Source organism: Halanaerobacter jeridensis (genome assembly GCF_016908315.1).
GTDB lineage: Bacteria > Bacillota > Halanaerobiia > Halobacteroidales > Halobacteroidaceae > Halanaerobacter > Halanaerobacter jeridensis.
Genome location: NZ_JAFBDQ010000018.1, coordinates 17,356 through 32,707 on the forward strand (window position 1 = coordinate 17,356; position 15,352 = coordinate 32,707).

Here is a 15,352-nt window from a genome sequence, read left to right on the forward strand (position 1 = left end):
TTAAAAATTATACTCCCTCAAAAATTTCAATATTGTCATCTTCAGATAATTTAACTCTTGCCTTCTTCCATTCAGCAGTTGTACCTTCATTATATCTTAACCGTCTCTTTTTACCAGGCATGCGGCAAGTAGTAACTTTTTTTACTGTCACATCAAAGATATCTTCTACAGCATCTTTAATCTGTGACTTATTTGAATTAAGTGCTACTTTAAAAGTATACCAATTATTTTCTTCCATATCCATCATAGTTTTTTCAGAAATATGAGGTTCAATAATAACATCTCGTAAATTCATTATACTACTAGCACCTCCTCAACCTGGTTCACTGCATCTTCCTGCACAATAACCTTATTACTATTTACAACATCATAAACGGTTACTTGTGTTGGCTTTACGATTCTAACACCTGGAATATTTCGAGCAGATTTATATACATTTTCAGTAATTTCATCTAGAACAATTAATACCTTTTGATCTTTGGCATTTAAATTATCTAGCACAGATACCATCTGCTGAGTTTTTGGCTGAGCAAAATCAAAGCCATCAACTACAACTAATTCTTCATTTCTAACTTTATCAGTTAATGCAGACTTAACAGCCAATTTTTTTACTTTCTTTGGAATGTTCTTCTTATAACTTCTTGGTTGTGGACCAAAAGTAGTTCCTCCACCAACCCAAATTGGCGACCTGATACTTCCGTGTCGAGCACGACCAGTACCTTTCTGTCTCCACGGCTTACTTCCACCGCCATTAACTTCGCCTCGAGTTTTAGTTTTAGCAGTACCAGCTCGTTTAGCAGCTAATTGAGCATTTACTGCCTCATGAACAACATGTTCATTTATTTCAACGTCAAACACTTTATCATTTAAAGCAACATTTCCTACACTTTCTCCATTAGAATTATATAAATTTAATTCTGGCATCTTTTTTCCTCCTTCCTCATAACCTATTTAACTGTTTCAGTAATTTCTAATAGTCCTTTCTTAGGACCAGGTAAACCACCTTTGATTAATAAAACATTCTTTTCTGAATCGATTCTAACAACTTCTAGATTTTGAACTGTTACTCTTTCACGACCCATTCTTCCTGGCATTTTTTTACCTTTGAATACTCTTGCAGGGTCAGCACTCTGGCCAATTGAACCTGGTAATCTATAATTTCGAGAACCATGAGTTTTAGGACCAGTATTAAAGTTCCATCTCTTTACGGTACCAGCAAATCCTTTACCTTTAGAAGTACCAGTTACATCAACTTTTTCACCTTCTGCAAAGTTTTCAACTGTAACTTCATCTCCTGTTTCTAATTCTTCTGTCCCAGACATTCTAAATTCCTTAACATATTTCTTAGGACTAATCCCATGTTTTTCAAAATGTCCTTTTTCTGGTTTATTAACTCTAAATTCCTTTGCATCTTCAAATCCTAACTGTACTGCTTCATATCCATCAACAGCTTCAGTCTTCTTCTGAATCACTGGACAAGGTCCTGCTTTCACAACTGTTACTGGAACTACTTCTCCATTTTCTTTAAAAACTTGCGTCATACCAATCTTTTTTCCTAAAATACCTTTCATCTTAAACACACCTCCTTATCAACAACCACTATTATAATTTAATTTCGATATCGACACCAGCAGGTAAATCTAATCTCATTAAAGAATCAACTGTTTTAGGTGTCGGTTCTTTAATATCAATCAATCTTTTATGAGTTCTCATCTCAAATTGTTCTCGTGCACTACTATTAATATGAGGAGAACGAAGAATAGTAAATACTTCCTTTTTCGTTGGTAATGGTACAGGTCCAGAAACACTTGCTCCTGTTTTTTTAGCTGTATCCACAATCTTTGCTGCGGAATCATCTAGTACTTGATGTTCATAAGCTTTTAATTTAATTCTGATTTTCTCTCTAGCTTGTTCAGCCATTATTTTCACCCCCGATTACATAATTAAAAGCAGAAAAAAGATGAGGAGGAAACTTCACTCCTCATTTTTTCCTATTTTATTTGATTACTCAATAATTTCAGTAACAACGCCAGCTCCTACTGTCTTTCCACCTTCTCTAATTGCAAATCTTAATCCTTCATCCATTGCAATTGGAGAAATTAATTCTGCGTCCATCTCAATGTTGTCTCCTGGCATTACCATTTCTACATCTTCTGGTAAGTTGATTGTTCCTGTTACGTCTGTTGTTCGGAAATAAAACTGCGGCTTATAACCATCAAAGAATGGTGTATGTCGCCCACCTTCGTCTTTTCCTAGCACATATACCTCTGCTTTAAACTTAGTATGAGGCGTAATTGTTCCTGGTGTTGCTAGTACTTGACCTCTTTCAATATCTTCTTTATCAATACCTCTTAATAATGCACCTACATTATCTCCTGCTTGAGATTGTTCCATCTCTTTTCTAAACATTTCTAATCCTGTAATTACTGTTTCTTCTGTCTCTTTAATTCCTACTAGTTCTACTTCATCTCCTACATTTACTACTCCTGTTTCTACTCTACCAGTTGCTACTGTTCCACGTCCTGTAATACTAAATACATCTTCTACTGGCATTAAGAAGTCTTTGTCTGTATCTCTCTCTGGAGTAGGAATATACTCATCAATTGCATCCATTAATTCTAGAATCTTTTCGCCCCATTCACTATCTGGTTCTTCTAGTGCTTTTAGAGCTGACCCTACAATTACTGGAGCATTATCTCCATCAAATTCATATTCGTTTAATAAGTCTCTTACTTCCATCTCTACTAATTCGATTAATTCTTCGTCATCAACCATATCTGCTTTGTTTAAGAATACTACTATTCTCGGAACTCCTACCTGACGAGCTAATAGTAAGTGTTCTCTTGTCTGCGGCATTGGTCCGTCTGCTGCAGATACGATTAATAAAGATCCATCCATCTGTGCTGCACCAGTGATCATATTCTTTACATAGTCTGCGTGTCCTGGGCAGTCTACGTGAGCATAGTGTCTATTCTCTGTTTCATACTCTACGTGAGATGTTGCAATTGTAATACCTCTTTCTTTTTCCTCTGGTGCATTGTCAATATCCTCAAAATTTGCCACACTATCTTCGTCTTGAGATAATACTTTTGTGATTGCTGCTGTTGTTGTTGTCTTACCATGATCAACGTGTCCAATTGTACCAATATTAATATGTGGTTTCGTTCTTTCAAACTTTTCTTTTGCCATCATTTATCCCCCCATTTGAATTTTAACTTAAATTAATTTATTTTTCTTCTTCGATAATCTCTTTAGCAATATTTTGCGGTACTTCTTCATAGTGATCCATCTGCATTACATATTGAGCACGACCCTGTGTATTAGAGCGTAAATCAGTCGCATAACCAAACATTTCGGACAATGGAACATAACCATTAATAATCTTAGCATTTCCTCGTTGTTCCATTCCTTCTACTTGACCACGTCGACTGTTAAGGTCACCAATAACATCTCCCATATATTCTTCAGGAGTTGTTACTTCAACTTTCATAACTGGTTCTAATAGAACAGGCTTTAATTTATAAGACTGTTCTCTAATAGCCATAGAACCTGCTATTTTAAATGCCATTTCAGAAGAGTCAACTTCGTGGTGAGAACCATCTTCAAGACTAACTTTTACATCCACAACTGGATATCCAGCTAAAATTCCATTGTCTAAAGCTTCTTTTGCTCCCTCTTCAACGGAACTAATATAATCTTTAGGGACAACTCCACCAACAATGTTATCTTCAAATTCAAAGCCTTCTCCAGCTTCTAAAGGTTCTACTTCCATAACTACGTGACCATACTGTCCACGTCCACCCGACTGTCGAATAAACTTACCTTCGACTTCTGCTTTTTGAGTGATAGTTTCACGATAAGCAACTTGTGGCTCACCGATATTAGCTTCTACATTAAATTCTCTAGTTAAACGGTCAATGATTACTTCTAAGTGTAATTCACCCATTCCAGAAATAATTGTCTGACCAGTTTCTTCATCAGTCCGAACATTAAATGTCGGATCCTCTTCAGCTAATTTCTGTAATGCTTCACCTAATTTATCACTATCAGCCTGAGTTTTAGGTTCAATAGCAACATCAATTACTGTTTCAGGGAATTCCATTGATTCTAGAATTACTGGGTCTTCTTCTGTACATAAAGTATCACCAGTAGCAGTATTCTTTAAACCAACAGCTGCTGCTAAATCACCAGCGTATACTTCTTCTCGATCTTCACGCTTATTAGCGTGCATCTGTACAATTCGTCCAACTCTTTCAGTTTCATCCTTAGTTGAGTTGTATACATAAGATCCAGATTCTAAAATACCAGAATAAACTCTAAAGAATGCTAACTTACCAACATATGGGTCACTCATGATTTTAAATGCTAATGCAGAGAATGGAGCATCATCATCTGCAGGTCTTTCGATTTCCTCTTCAGTCTTTGGGTCAATTCCTTGCACTGGAGGAATATCTACTGGTGCAGGTAAGTATTCTACAACTGCATCTAGTAAAGGCTGCACTCCCTTATTCTTTAATGCTGTTCCGCAAAGAACAGGAGTAAACTCATTAGCAATAGTTCCTTTTCTTAGAGCCTTTTTAATTTCTTCAACAGTAATTTCTTCATCCTCTAGATATTTCATCATGATTTCTTCATCTACATCAGAAAGCTTTTCAATTAATAGCTCTCGATATTCATGAGCCTTATCTTCTAAATCTTCAGGAATTTCAGTTCTTTCATAATCAATTCCTAATTCATCTTCATAAACAATTGCTTCCATAGTAACTAAATCGATAGAACCTTTATAATCTTCTTCTTTACCAATTGGAATCTGGATTGGTACTGGATTAGCATCAATTCTTTCATCCATCATATCTACTACATTGTAAAAGTCAGCACCAGTTCTATCCATCTTATTTACAAATGCTATCTTAGGAACATTATACTTATCTGCCTGACGCCAAACAGTTTCTGATTGAGGTTCAACTCCTCCAACAGAGCAGAAAACTCCAATAGCTCCATCAAGCACTCTTAAAGATCTTTCTACCTCAACAGTAAAGTCCACGTGTCCAGGCGTGTCTATGATATTAATTCTGTGATCATCCCATTGACACGTAGTAGCTGCAGAAGTAATTGTAATACCTCTTTCTTTCTCTTGGTCCATCCAATCCATCTGCGAATCTCCATCATGTGTTTCACCAATTTTGTGTGTCCGTCCTGTATAGAACAACATACGTTCTGTTGTCGTTGTTTTACCAGCATCAATATGAGCCATCAAACCAATATTTCTCGTCTTTTGTAGCGAAAATTGTCTGGGCACTTAAAACACCCTCCTTATCTTATATGCTTAATTTACCATCTATAATGAGCAAACGCTTTGTTTGCTTCTGCCATCTGATGTACATCTTCCTTCTTTCTAACAGCTCCACCTTCTTCATTATAAGCGTCAATGATTTCATTTGCAAGCTTATCTACCATTTTTCTTTCATTTCTACCTCGCGCAGCATTGACTAGCCATCTTAGTCCTAAAGTAATTCGTCGATGTTTATCAACTTCAACTGGAACTTGATAGTTAGCTCCTCCAACTCGACGGCTGATTACTTCTAAAACCGGCATAACATTATTTAAAGCTTCTTTTAGAACCTCTAAAGAGTTTTCACCAGTTTTTTCTTCAACTATATCCATTGCATCATAAAAAATGTTTTCAGCTAAGCTCTTTTTTCCATCATACATTATTTTATTAATAAAGCGAGTTACTAGCTTACTATTATATACTGGATCAACTGCTACATCTCTTCGAGCTTTTGTATTGTTATCTTCAGACATTTAATTTCCCTCCTTCCATTTAACTAATAGCTATACTTTACTCACTAGGCTTTTTTACTCCATATTTTGAACGACCTTGCTTTCTGTCTTCAACTCCAGCAGTATCTAAAGTACCACGTACAATAGTATATCTCACACCTGGTAAGTCTTTTACACGACCACCTCTAACTAATACTACAGAGTGTTCCTGCAAATTATGCCCAATACCTGGGATATAAGCAGTTACTTCTTTTCCATTAGTTAATCTTACACGAGCAACTTTTCTCAGGGCCGAGTTAGGCTTTTTAGGAGTAGCAGTATAAACTCTAGTACAAACTCCTCTTTTTTGCGGTGCTCCTTCTAATGCTCTAGCACCTTTTTTCTTTTTAACCTTATTTCTTCCTTTACGAACTAATTGGTTTATTGTAGGCATTAAACTACACCCCCTTCCAAAATTTTATAAAAACTGTTAAACAAAAGGAGCACTAAGCCCCTTTTGTTTATTATCTTAGATAAATTTTATCATTAATTTGATTTTAGCTAAATTAATTTTGATTACATTATTACAACACACTTAAGAATTTTAACATTTACTTTTATGCCTGTCAACATTTTTTTGCTTTTTATTCTACAATTTCTGGTTCAGCATCTCGATATTGCTTCATACCTGTTCCAGCAGGAATTAATTGGCCAATAATAACATTTTCTTTCAGACCTTTCAAGTTATCTTGCTTTCCTTCTAGAGCAGATTCAGTTAATACTCTTGTTGTTTCCTGGAAAGAAGCTGCAGATAAGAAGCTCTCAGTATTTAATGAAGCTTTAGTGATACCTAATAACTGCGGAATTGCAGTTGCAGGTTCTTTTTCATTAGCGATTGCCTTTTCATTCTCTTCTTCAAATTCAAAGACATCAACTAAATCTCCAGGTAATAAATCTGTTTCACCAGCTTCTTTAATTTTAACTTTGCTCATCATCTGTCTAATAACTACCTCAATGTGTTTATCATTAATTCCTACACCCTGAGATCTATATACATTCTGTACTTCTTTTAATAAATACTTTTGTACATCTCTCTTTCCAGCAATATTTAATATATCTTCTGGATCCATAGGACCTTTAGTTAATTTATCTCCCGCTTCAACACGGTCACCATCAGATACTATTATCTCTGAACCATATGGCAATTGATAAGTCTTTTGACGTCCATCATCTGTTTTAATTACCGCCTTATAAGAATTGCCCTTTTCTACAATATTAGCTGTTCCATCTAACTCAGTTACAACTGCCTGTCCCTTCGGACTTCTAGCTTCAAATAGCTCTTCTACACGTGGTAAACCTTGTGTGATATCATCTCCAGCAACTCCACCAGTGTGGAAAGTTCTCATCGTTAACTGAGTACCAGGTTCACCAATTGATTGAGCAGCCATAATTCCAATTGCTTCTCCAACGTCAACCATTTTTCCAGTAGCAAGATTACGTCCGTAACATTTCTGACAGACGCCATCTTCAGTTTGGCAAGTTAAGACGTTTCTAATTTCAACCGCTTCAATTCCAGCTGCAGTTATCGACTGAGCTTGTTCTTCTTCGATTAGTTCGCCTTCTTCAACTATTACTTCACCAGTTTCTGGATGGGTAATATCTTTTGAAGCTATGCGGCCTGTGATTCTTTCTACTAGACCTTCAATTATTTCACCATCTCGTCTAACTGGCTCAACTACTAATCCTTCTTCAGTACCACAATCTTTTTCTTGCACTACTACATCTTGTGACACATCAACTAATCTTCTAGTTAAATAACCAGAGTCAGCAGTTCTTAAAGCAGTATCGGCTAATCCTTTTCGAGCACCGTGAGTAGAAATAAAGTATTCTAACACAGTTAAACCTTCTCTAAAGCAAGCTTTAATCGGCATATCAATGATTCGACCCGATGGATCAGACATCAAACCACGCATACCACCAAGCTGAGTAATCTGAGAAGTATTACCTCTCGCACCAGAAGTAGCCATCATATAAATTGGATTAAATTTATCTAAGTTATCGATTAAGGCTTCTGTAACTTGATCTTTAGCTTCACCCCAAACATCTATCGTCTTCTGATAACGTTCTTCATCAGTAATTAAACCACGACGATATTGTTTTTCTATCTTCTTAACTGTTTCTTCTGATTCCTCTAAGATATCTTCTTTTTCATCTGGAATGGCTACATCAGTAACACCAATAGTAATACCAGATTTTGTAGCATAATCAAAAGTTAAGTTTTTGATATCATTTAATGTTTCACCAGTTTGATTAGGGCCAAGCTCTTTATGACAACGTGTCACAATTTCTCCCAATTTGCCTTTATCTACAACTACATTATAGAATTCAAATTCTTCCGGCAAAATAGAATTAAAGATCACACGTCCTACGCCTGTTTCAATCCATTCGCCATTTTCTTTTCTATATTTTATCTTAGTCTGTAAAGTAACTCTATCGCTTTCATAAGCTTTAATTACTTCATCAACTGAACCAAAGAATTTATTCTTACCTTTGGCATCATCATCTAAAATAGTTAAATAATAAGCACCTAGTACCATATCTTGAGTCGGTACCGCAATTGCTTCTCCATGTGCTGGAGACAGCAAGTTATATGTGGATAACATCATTGATCTACATTCAGCCTGAGCTTCAGCAGATAAAGGTACGTGTACTGCCATTTGGTCACCATCAAAGTCCGCGTTATATGCTGGACAAACTAATGGATGAATTTTAATAGCTTTTCCTTCTACTAAAATAGGCTCAAATGCTTGGATTCCCAATCTGTGTAATGTTGGAGCACGATTTAACAACACAGGATGTTCTTGGATTACATCTTCTAGCACATCCCAGACTTCGCCATCACCGTTTTCCACCATACTCTTAGCACTCTTAATATTATGAGCTAAATCCCGATCAACTAACCCTTTCATCACAAATGGCTTAAATAATTCTAAAGCCATTTTTCGTGGTAATCCACATTGGTCAATATTTAAATCAGGACCTACTACAATAACTGAACGTCCAGAATAATCAACACGCTTACCTAATAAGTTTTGACGGAAACGTCCTTGCTTACCTTTCAGCATATCACTTAAAGATTTCAGTGGTCGATTATTAGCTCCAGTTACTGGACGACCTCTTCGTCCATTATCAATTAATGCATCTACTGCTTCCTGTAACATTCTTTTCTCATTACGAATAATAATATCAGGAGCACCAAGGTCTAATAATCTTTTTAATCGATTATTTCGATTAATAACACGACGATAAAGATCATTTAAATCAGAAGTAGCAAATCTTCCTCCATCTAATTGAACCATTGGTCTTAATTCAGGTGGAATTACTGGTAATACTTCTAAAACCATCCACTCTGGATTATTACCTGAGTCTTTTAACCCTTCTAATACTTTTAATCGTCTGACAGCTCTTTTTCTTCTTTGACCGGAAATACCTTGGATTTCTTCTCGAATCTCTTTTATTTCAGCAGCTAAATCAATATTTTTTAATATCTTCTTAATTGCTTCAGCTCCCATACCCGCTTCAAAATCATTGCCATATTTCTGTTTAGCATCTCGGTATTCACTCTCACTTAATAACTGTTTCTTACTTAATGGAGTATCACCAGGATCAATGACAATATAGGATACGAAATAAAGAGCTTTCTCTAATGAACGAGGCGACATATCCATTACTATTCCTAAACGACTTGGAATCCCCTTAAAGTACCAAATATGAGATACCGGAGCCGCTAGTTCAATATGCCCCATTCTTTCACGTCTTACTTTAGATTTAGTGACCTCTACACCACAACGGTCACAAACTACTCCTTTATATCTAACTCGTTTATATTTTCCACAATGACATTCATAATCTTTTGTCGGTCCAAAAATCTTTTCACAAAATAATCCTTCTTTTTCTGGCTTCAAAGTTCTATAATTAATTGTTTCTGGTTTCTTAACCTCACCACTTGACCAGGACCTAATTTTTTCTGGTGAGGCTAATCCAATTTCCATTGAATCAAAACTATTTACATTAAACAAGGGTTATTCACTCCCCCTCTTCAATAATTTTATTTATTCTTCGTCTTCCCCATCATCCTCGGAAGCAATATCTAACCCAAGTTTCTTTGTATCTGTTTCATCAATTTCTTCTTCTTCAATGGACAATTCTTCTTCCTCAGAATAAATTTTTGCATCAAGTCCAATACTCTGCATCTCTTTAATTAATACTTTAAAGGATTCAGGGATCCCCGGTTCAGGAATGTTTTCATCTTTAACAATTGATTCATAAGCTTGCACTCTACCTACAACATCGTCTGATTTAACCGTAAGCATCTCTTGTAACGTATTTGCAGCACCATAAGCCTCTAAAGCCCAAACTTCCATTTCACCAAATCGCTGTCCACCGAACTGTGCTTTACCACCTAGTGGCTGTTGAGTTACTAAGGAATATGGACCAGTAGAACGTCCGTGTAATTTATCATGAGCTAAGTGGTGTAACTTAAGCATATACATTACACCTACAGTTACTCTATTTTCAAACGCTTCTCCTGTTCTACCATCATAAAGCTTTGTTTTTCCATCTCTTGGCAAGCCTGCTTCTTCAAGAGTATCTTCTACTTCTTCTTCAGTAGCACCATTAAATACTGGAGTTGAAGTATAAATATCTAATTCTTGAGCAGCCATTCCTAAATGAGTCTCTAATACCTGCCCAATATTCATTCTTGATGGTACCCCCAGTGGATTTAACACTATCTCTACTGGTTCTCCATTTGGTAAATAAGGCATATCTTCTTCAGGTAAAATTCTTGAAATTACACCCTTATTACCGTGACGGCCTGCTAACTTATCTCCTACAGTAATCTTTAATTTCTTAGCTACATAAACTCTGACTAGCTTATTAACTCCAGTCTTCAAATCATCGCCATCTTCACGGTCAAAGACTTTAACATCAACTACTATTCCTTCTTCACCATGAGGAACTTTTAATGATGTATCGCGAACTTCTCTTGCTTTCTCCCCAAAGATAGCTCTTAATAATCTCTCTTCAGCAGAAAGCTCTTTTTCTCCTTTTGGCGTTACTTTTCCTACTAAAATATCTCCAGCTTCAACTTCAGCTCCTTCTCGAATAATTCCTCGCTCATCTAAATCTTTTAGAGCCTCATCGCCCACATTAGGAATTTCTCGAGTGATTTCTTCAGGACCTAATTTAGTATCTCTAGCTTCTGCTTCATATTCTTCAATATGAATAGAAGTTAATCCATCTTCTTTAACTAAGTTTTCATTTATTAAAATAGCATCCTCGTAATTGTATCCTTCCCAAGCCATAAATGCAACTGTACAATTACGACCTAAAGCTAATTCACCTTTATCAGTAGCAGGACCATCAGCAATGATTGTTCCTGCTTCTACATAATCGCCTTTACGAACAATTGGCTTTTGGTTTATACAGCTCCCTTGGTTAGAACGAGCAAATTTAGTTAAATCATATCTATCTACTGTACCATCATCAGTTTTAATTAATATTTTTTCACCAGTTACTCTCATTACTTCACCAGCATTTTTAGCAACTGCTGTGGCACCTGAATCTTTAGCTGCAGCATATTCAATACCTGTACCTACTCTTGGTGCATCAGTTTTTAATAAAGGTACAGCCTGACGCTGCATATTTGCTCCCATTAAAGCTCGGTTAGCATCATCATTCTCTAAGAATGGAATTAACGCTGCAGAAACTCCAATGATTTGATTAGGAGCAACATCTATATAATCAACTTTTTCTGGGCTTGTTTTAATTTCTTCCCCATTATGTCGAGCAAATACTTCATCATGCTCTAAATTGCCATCTTCATCTAATGGCTCATTAGCCTGAGTGATGACATAGTCATCTTCCTCAGCAGCATTTAAATATTTTATTTCATCAGTTGCCTGCCCATCAACCACTTTACGATAAGGAGTTTCAATAAATCCAAACTCATTAGTTTCTCCAAAGATACATAATGACCCAATAAGACCAATGTTAGGTCCCTCTGGAGTCTCAATCGGACAAATACGACCATAATGCGTATGGTGTACATCACGTACATCAAACCCAGCTCTTTCTCGACTTAATCCACCTGGTCCTAAGGCACTCATCCTTCTTTTGTGAGTTAATTCGGACAATGGATTAGTTTGATCCATAAACTGAGATAACTGACCACTACCAAAGAATTCTTTAATAGCAGCAGCAACTGGTCTAGTATTGATTAAATTTTGGGGAGTGATTACATCTAGATCTTGGATAGTCATTCTTTCTCTTACTACCCGTTCCATTCTAGATAAACCAATTCTAAATTGATTCTGTAATAATTCTCCTACAGTCTTTAATCGACGATTACCTAAGTGGTCAATGTCATCTACTTTGGCATCATCTTCTTCATCAACTAATCTTAGTAGATAACGTACAGTTTCTACGATATCTTCTTTAGTTAATGTTCTTCTTTCAGGATCAATATCCAATCCTAATTTTTTATTAATTTTATAACGACCTACTTTTGCTAAATCATATCGTTTTGGATCAAAAAATAGAGATTCAATTAAGTTTTGTGCACTTTCCACTGTTGGTGGTTCTCCAGGTCGCTGATTCTTATACAACTCAATTAATGCTTCTTCTTGTGTTTCAGTATTATCTCGTTCAATAGTATCTTGAATTATTGGGTGATTATCAAACAAATCCAATAATTCTGCATCAGTTCCATATCCTAATGCTCGCAATAAAACAGTTCCTTTTATCTTTCGATTTCGGTCAACTCTAACACTGATTATTGCTTTCTTATCATACTTAAATTCAATCCATGCACCACGGTTAGGAATTAAACTCCCTCCGTATAAAATTCGACCATCTTTAATTATTTCTTTATCAAAGAAAGTACCTGAAGATCGAATCAACTGATTAACTACAACTCTTTCCGCACCATTGATGATAAATGTTCCTTTATCAGTCATAAGTGGGAAATTAGTCATAAACACATCTTGTTCTTTTATTTCTCCGGTGTCTTGATTAATCAATCTCACTTTAGCATTTAAAGCAGCTTCATAACTTACATCTCGATTTTTACTTTCAACTCGGTCATATTTTGGTTCGTCTAAAGAGTAATCAATAAATTCTAATACTAGATTTTCTGAAAAGTCAGTAATTGGAGAGATTTCATCAAACAAATTCAAAATTGCTTCTTCTAAAAACCATTCATAAGATTTCTTCTGTGTCTTAATTAAATAAGGGACATCCATACCAGGCTCAACTTTTGAAAAACTACGCCTTTGCCTAGTAATTGAATGTGATGGATTGGCCATGAAAATCATCACCTCCGAGGTTTTTATCACGATGGCAACTAACATCTTTATATATTTAATTTATAAATCAAAGCTTTATAAGCCTTAAAGAGTATTATTTACATCTTCAAATTCTAATATGCACTTTTAGCTAAACCACTAATATTCTAGTCGTAACAATAAGTAATAGTAACACATTAAAAAAATATTGTCAAGATAAAAGTTAACCGAGGTAAAAAAGCACTCTGTTTCAAAACAGAGTGCTTTTTTTATTTAAAAATATTCATTTTATTGTTAGCAGTTACTTAAGCTCAACTTCAGCTCCAGCATCTTCTAAGTCTTCTTTGATTTCTTCTGCTTCTTCTTCTTCAAGTGCTTCTTTTACTGTTGCAGGTAAGTCATCAACTAAAGACTTAGCATCTTTAAGACCTAAGTCAGTAACTTCTCGAACAGCCTTAATTACTTTAATCTTACTGCTTCCAGCAGAAGTAATAACAACATCAAAATCAGTTTGCTCTTCTTCTTCATCAGCACCGCCACCAGCAGCACCTCCAGCCATTGCTACAGGAGCAGCTGCAGTTACATCAAATCTTTCTTCAATCTCCTCAACCAACTCAACAAGTTCTAGAACAGACATCTCTTCAATCGCTTCTAAAATTTCTTCTTTAGACATTTTTATTTCCTCCCTGTTTGTTTTCGTTAATTTAAATTATTTTAATTTTCCTCTTTTTCATCTTTCACTGCTTTAAGTACATGAGCTAAACTTTTTACTGGGTCTTTTAAGCAGTGAACTAAACCATTAAGAGGTCGCTTCAATCCACTTGCAAGTCTACCAAGTAATTCTTCTCTTGATGGCACATCAGCTAATGATTTAACTTCATTAGTATCAAGCACTTCTTTATCTAATAAACCTGATTTTATCTCTAGAGCCTCATTTTCCTCAGCAAATTCTGATAAAATCTTTGCTGGAGCAACTGGGTCCTCTTCTGAAAATGCAATAGCAGTTGGACCGCTCAAATATTCTTCAATTTCTTCACAGCCAGCTTCTTTAGCTGCTAAATAAGCTAATGTGTTTTTAGCAACTTTATAATCAACTCCAGCTTCCCGCAGCTTTTCTCTCAATTTTGTCATTTGCTCTACATTCAAACCACGGTAATCTGTCAAAACTGCTGATTTAGCTTTATCAAACTTTGTAGTTAATTCATCTATAACTTTCTTTTTCTCTTTTGTGGCCATCTTGTCACCTCCAGTTTCAAAAAAGTAAAAAAGTCTCCGCTGCCGCAAGCTGGAGACTGATACTGAAATCTATGCTGTAATTTGTTATTTTCACAGCTAAATGAGCCTAGGAAATAACAAATTCAAGGCATTATCACTCCAACCTCGGCAGGTAAATTTAAGCTATAACAGCACCTACTGTCTTTGGTTGAATATTCTATTTTCAACACACAACTAGGATTTTAACACTTTTTCTAAGTCACGTCAAGAAATTTCGAAGATTTATTTAAATAACTTCAAAACTTCATCTCTATCAATTTTAACTCCTGGACCCATAGTAGCAGATACAGCAATATTTAAAATGTATCTACCTTTTACTCCGCTAGGTCGAGATCTGATTAAAGCGTCAGTGAAAGTTTCGAAGTTATTATACAATTCATCTAACTCAAAACTAGCTTTCCCAAGTGGAACGTTAACATTACCAGCTTTATCAGCTCGATATTCAATCTTACCAGCTTTAAGGTCACTAATAGCTCTTTCCAAATCAAAAGTTACTGTTCCAGTTTTAGGATTAGGCATTAAACCTTGTGGTCCTAAAATAGGTCCTAATTTTCCAACAACTTGCATCATATCAGGAGTCGCAACTACAGCATCAAAATCCATCCATCCATCTTGAATTCTTTCAGCTAGTTCTTCGCCCCCTACAACATCAGCACCAGCTTGCTCGGCTTCTTTCACCTTTTCTCCTTGAGCAAAAGCAATTACTTTAACTTCTTTCCCAGTTCCTTCAGGAAGAACAACAGTATCTCGTACCTGTTGATCATTTTGCCCAGGATCGATACCCAATCGAACTGAAACTTCGATTGTTTCATCAAAGTTAGCAGTAGCAGTTTCTTTAGCTAACTCTAGTGCAGGCTTAATATCATACTTCTTCTCCAAATCAACTTGTTCCAACGCTTCTTCATATCTTTTAGACATTACAAATACCTCCTTGTGGTAATAACGGTACTACCTCCCACAGATTTATA

The 15,352-nt window shown here is 35.8% G+C and carries 13 protein-coding genes and 1 other annotated feature; all 13 genes read right to left on the minus strand.

The genetic code is table 11. The features are described 5' to 3' along the window. Positions 1-7: 7 nt before the first annotated feature. Positions 8-295, minus strand: a complete 288-nt coding sequence (gene rplW, locus JOC47_RS13270) for a 50S ribosomal protein L23 (RefSeq protein ID WP_239551245.1) — start codon at positions 293-295, stop codon at positions 8-10. Next, the gene (rplD, locus tag JOC47_RS13275) at positions 295-924 is read right to left on the minus strand and encodes a 50S ribosomal protein L4 (RefSeq protein ID WP_204702641.1); all 630 of its coding nucleotides are present in this window, start codon (positions 922-924) and stop codon (positions 295-297) included. The genes rplW and rplD overlap by 1 nt, the downstream gene beginning before the upstream one ends. A gap of 23 nt (positions 925-947) precedes the next feature. Then, entirely contained in the window at positions 948-1,571 is a 624-nt protein-coding gene (rplC, locus tag JOC47_RS13280; protein ID WP_204702643.1) for a 50S ribosomal protein L3, read from the minus strand. Between the two features lie 31 nt (positions 1,572-1,602). Continuing rightward, a complete protein-coding gene (gene rpsJ / locus JOC47_RS13285) occupies positions 1,603-1,920 on the minus strand; it encodes a 30S ribosomal protein S10 (RefSeq protein ID WP_204702645.1) in 318 nt (105 codons plus the stop codon). Between the two features lie 84 nt (positions 1,921-2,004). Beyond that, positions 2,005-3,189: an elongation factor Tu gene (gene tuf / locus JOC47_RS13290; protein ID WP_204702647.1), complete on the minus strand. Its 1,185-nt coding sequence runs from the start codon at positions 3,187-3,189 to the stop codon at positions 2,005-2,007. Between the two features lie 37 nt (positions 3,190-3,226). Beyond that, the gene (fusA, locus tag JOC47_RS13295) at positions 3,227-5,299 is read right to left on the minus strand and encodes an elongation factor G (protein WP_204702649.1); all 2,073 of its coding nucleotides are present in this window, start codon (positions 5,297-5,299) and stop codon (positions 3,227-3,229) included. Between the two features lie 32 nt (positions 5,300-5,331). Further along, positions 5,332-5,805, minus strand: a complete 474-nt coding sequence (gene rpsG / locus JOC47_RS13300; RefSeq protein WP_204702651.1) for a 30S ribosomal protein S7 — start codon at positions 5,803-5,805, stop codon at positions 5,332-5,334. A 37-nt stretch (positions 5,806-5,842) separates the two neighbouring features. Next, positions 5,843-6,217 (minus strand): 30S ribosomal protein S12, encoded by a 375-nt coding sequence (gene rpsL, locus JOC47_RS13305; protein ID WP_204702653.1) that lies wholly within the window; start codon positions 6,215-6,217, stop codon positions 5,843-5,845. A gap of 190 nt (positions 6,218-6,407) precedes the next feature. Then, positions 6,408-9,842, minus strand: coding sequence for a DNA-directed RNA polymerase subunit beta' (gene rpoC / locus JOC47_RS13310; protein WP_204702655.1), 3,435 nt, complete (start codon positions 9,840-9,842; stop codon positions 6,408-6,410). A gap of 33 nt (positions 9,843-9,875) precedes the next feature. After that, positions 9,876-13,130 carry a DNA-directed RNA polymerase subunit beta gene (gene rpoB, locus JOC47_RS13315; RefSeq protein ID WP_204702657.1) on the minus strand — a complete coding sequence of 1,085 codons (3,255 nt, stop codon included), beginning with the start codon at positions 13,128-13,130 and terminating at the stop codon, positions 9,876-9,878. A gap of 280 nt (positions 13,131-13,410) precedes the next feature. Next, positions 13,411-13,782: a 50S ribosomal protein L7/L12 gene (gene rplL, locus JOC47_RS13320; RefSeq protein ID WP_204702659.1), complete on the minus strand. Its 372-nt coding sequence runs from the start codon at positions 13,780-13,782 to the stop codon at positions 13,411-13,413. Between the two features lie 41 nt (positions 13,783-13,823). Then, entirely contained in the window at positions 13,824-14,345 is a 522-nt protein-coding gene (gene rplJ, locus JOC47_RS13325; RefSeq protein ID WP_204702661.1) for a 50S ribosomal protein L10, read from the minus strand. A gap of 17 nt (positions 14,346-14,362) precedes the next feature. Continuing rightward, positions 14,363-14,550, minus strand: a sequence feature (ribosomal protein L10 leader region). A 56-nt stretch (positions 14,551-14,606) separates the two neighbouring features. Further along, on the minus strand, positions 14,607-15,302 hold the full coding sequence (rplA, locus tag JOC47_RS13330) for a 50S ribosomal protein L1 (protein WP_204702663.1): 696 nt from the start codon (positions 15,300-15,302) through the stop codon (positions 14,607-14,609). Between the last annotated feature and the right edge of the window lie 50 nt (positions 15,303-15,352).

Bases quoted from the DNA above. Each gene is read 5' to 3' on its own strand.
- rplA (WP_204702663.1), bottom strand. From the start codon at position 15,302: ATGTCTAAAAGATATGAAGAAGCGTTGGAACAAGTTGATTTGGAGAAG.
- rpoB (WP_204702657.1), bottom strand. From the start codon at position 13,130: ATGGCCAATCCATCACATTCAATTACTAGGCAAAGGCGTAGTTTTTCA.
- rpsJ (WP_204702645.1), bottom strand. From the start codon at position 1,920: ATGGCTGAACAAGCTAGAGAGAAAATCAGAATTAAATTAAAAGCTTAT.
- rplJ (WP_204702661.1), bottom strand. From the start codon at position 14,345: ATGGCCACAAAAGAGAAAAAGAAAGTTATAGATGAATTAACTACAAAG.
- tuf (WP_204702647.1), bottom strand. From the start codon at position 3,189: ATGGCAAAAGAAAAGTTTGAAAGAACGAAACCACATATTAATATTGGT.
- rplW (WP_239551245.1), bottom strand. From the start codon at position 295: ATGAATTTACGAGATGTTATTATTGAACCTCATATTTCTGAAAAAACT.
- rplL (WP_204702659.1), bottom strand. From the start codon at position 13,782: ATGTCTAAAGAAGAAATTTTAGAAGCGATTGAAGAGATGTCTGTTCTA.
- rpsG (WP_204702651.1), bottom strand. From the start codon at position 5,805: ATGTCTGAAGATAACAATACAAAAGCTCGAAGAGATGTAGCAGTTGAT.
- rplC (WP_204702643.1), bottom strand. From the start codon at position 1,571: ATGAAAGGTATTTTAGGAAAAAAGATTGGTATGACGCAAGTTTTTAAA.
- rplD (WP_204702641.1), bottom strand. From the start codon at position 924: ATGCCAGAATTAAATTTATATAATTCTAATGGAGAAAGTGTAGGAAAT.
- rpsL (WP_204702653.1), bottom strand. From the start codon at position 6,217: ATGCCTACAATAAACCAATTAGTTCGTAAAGGAAGAAATAAGGTTAAA.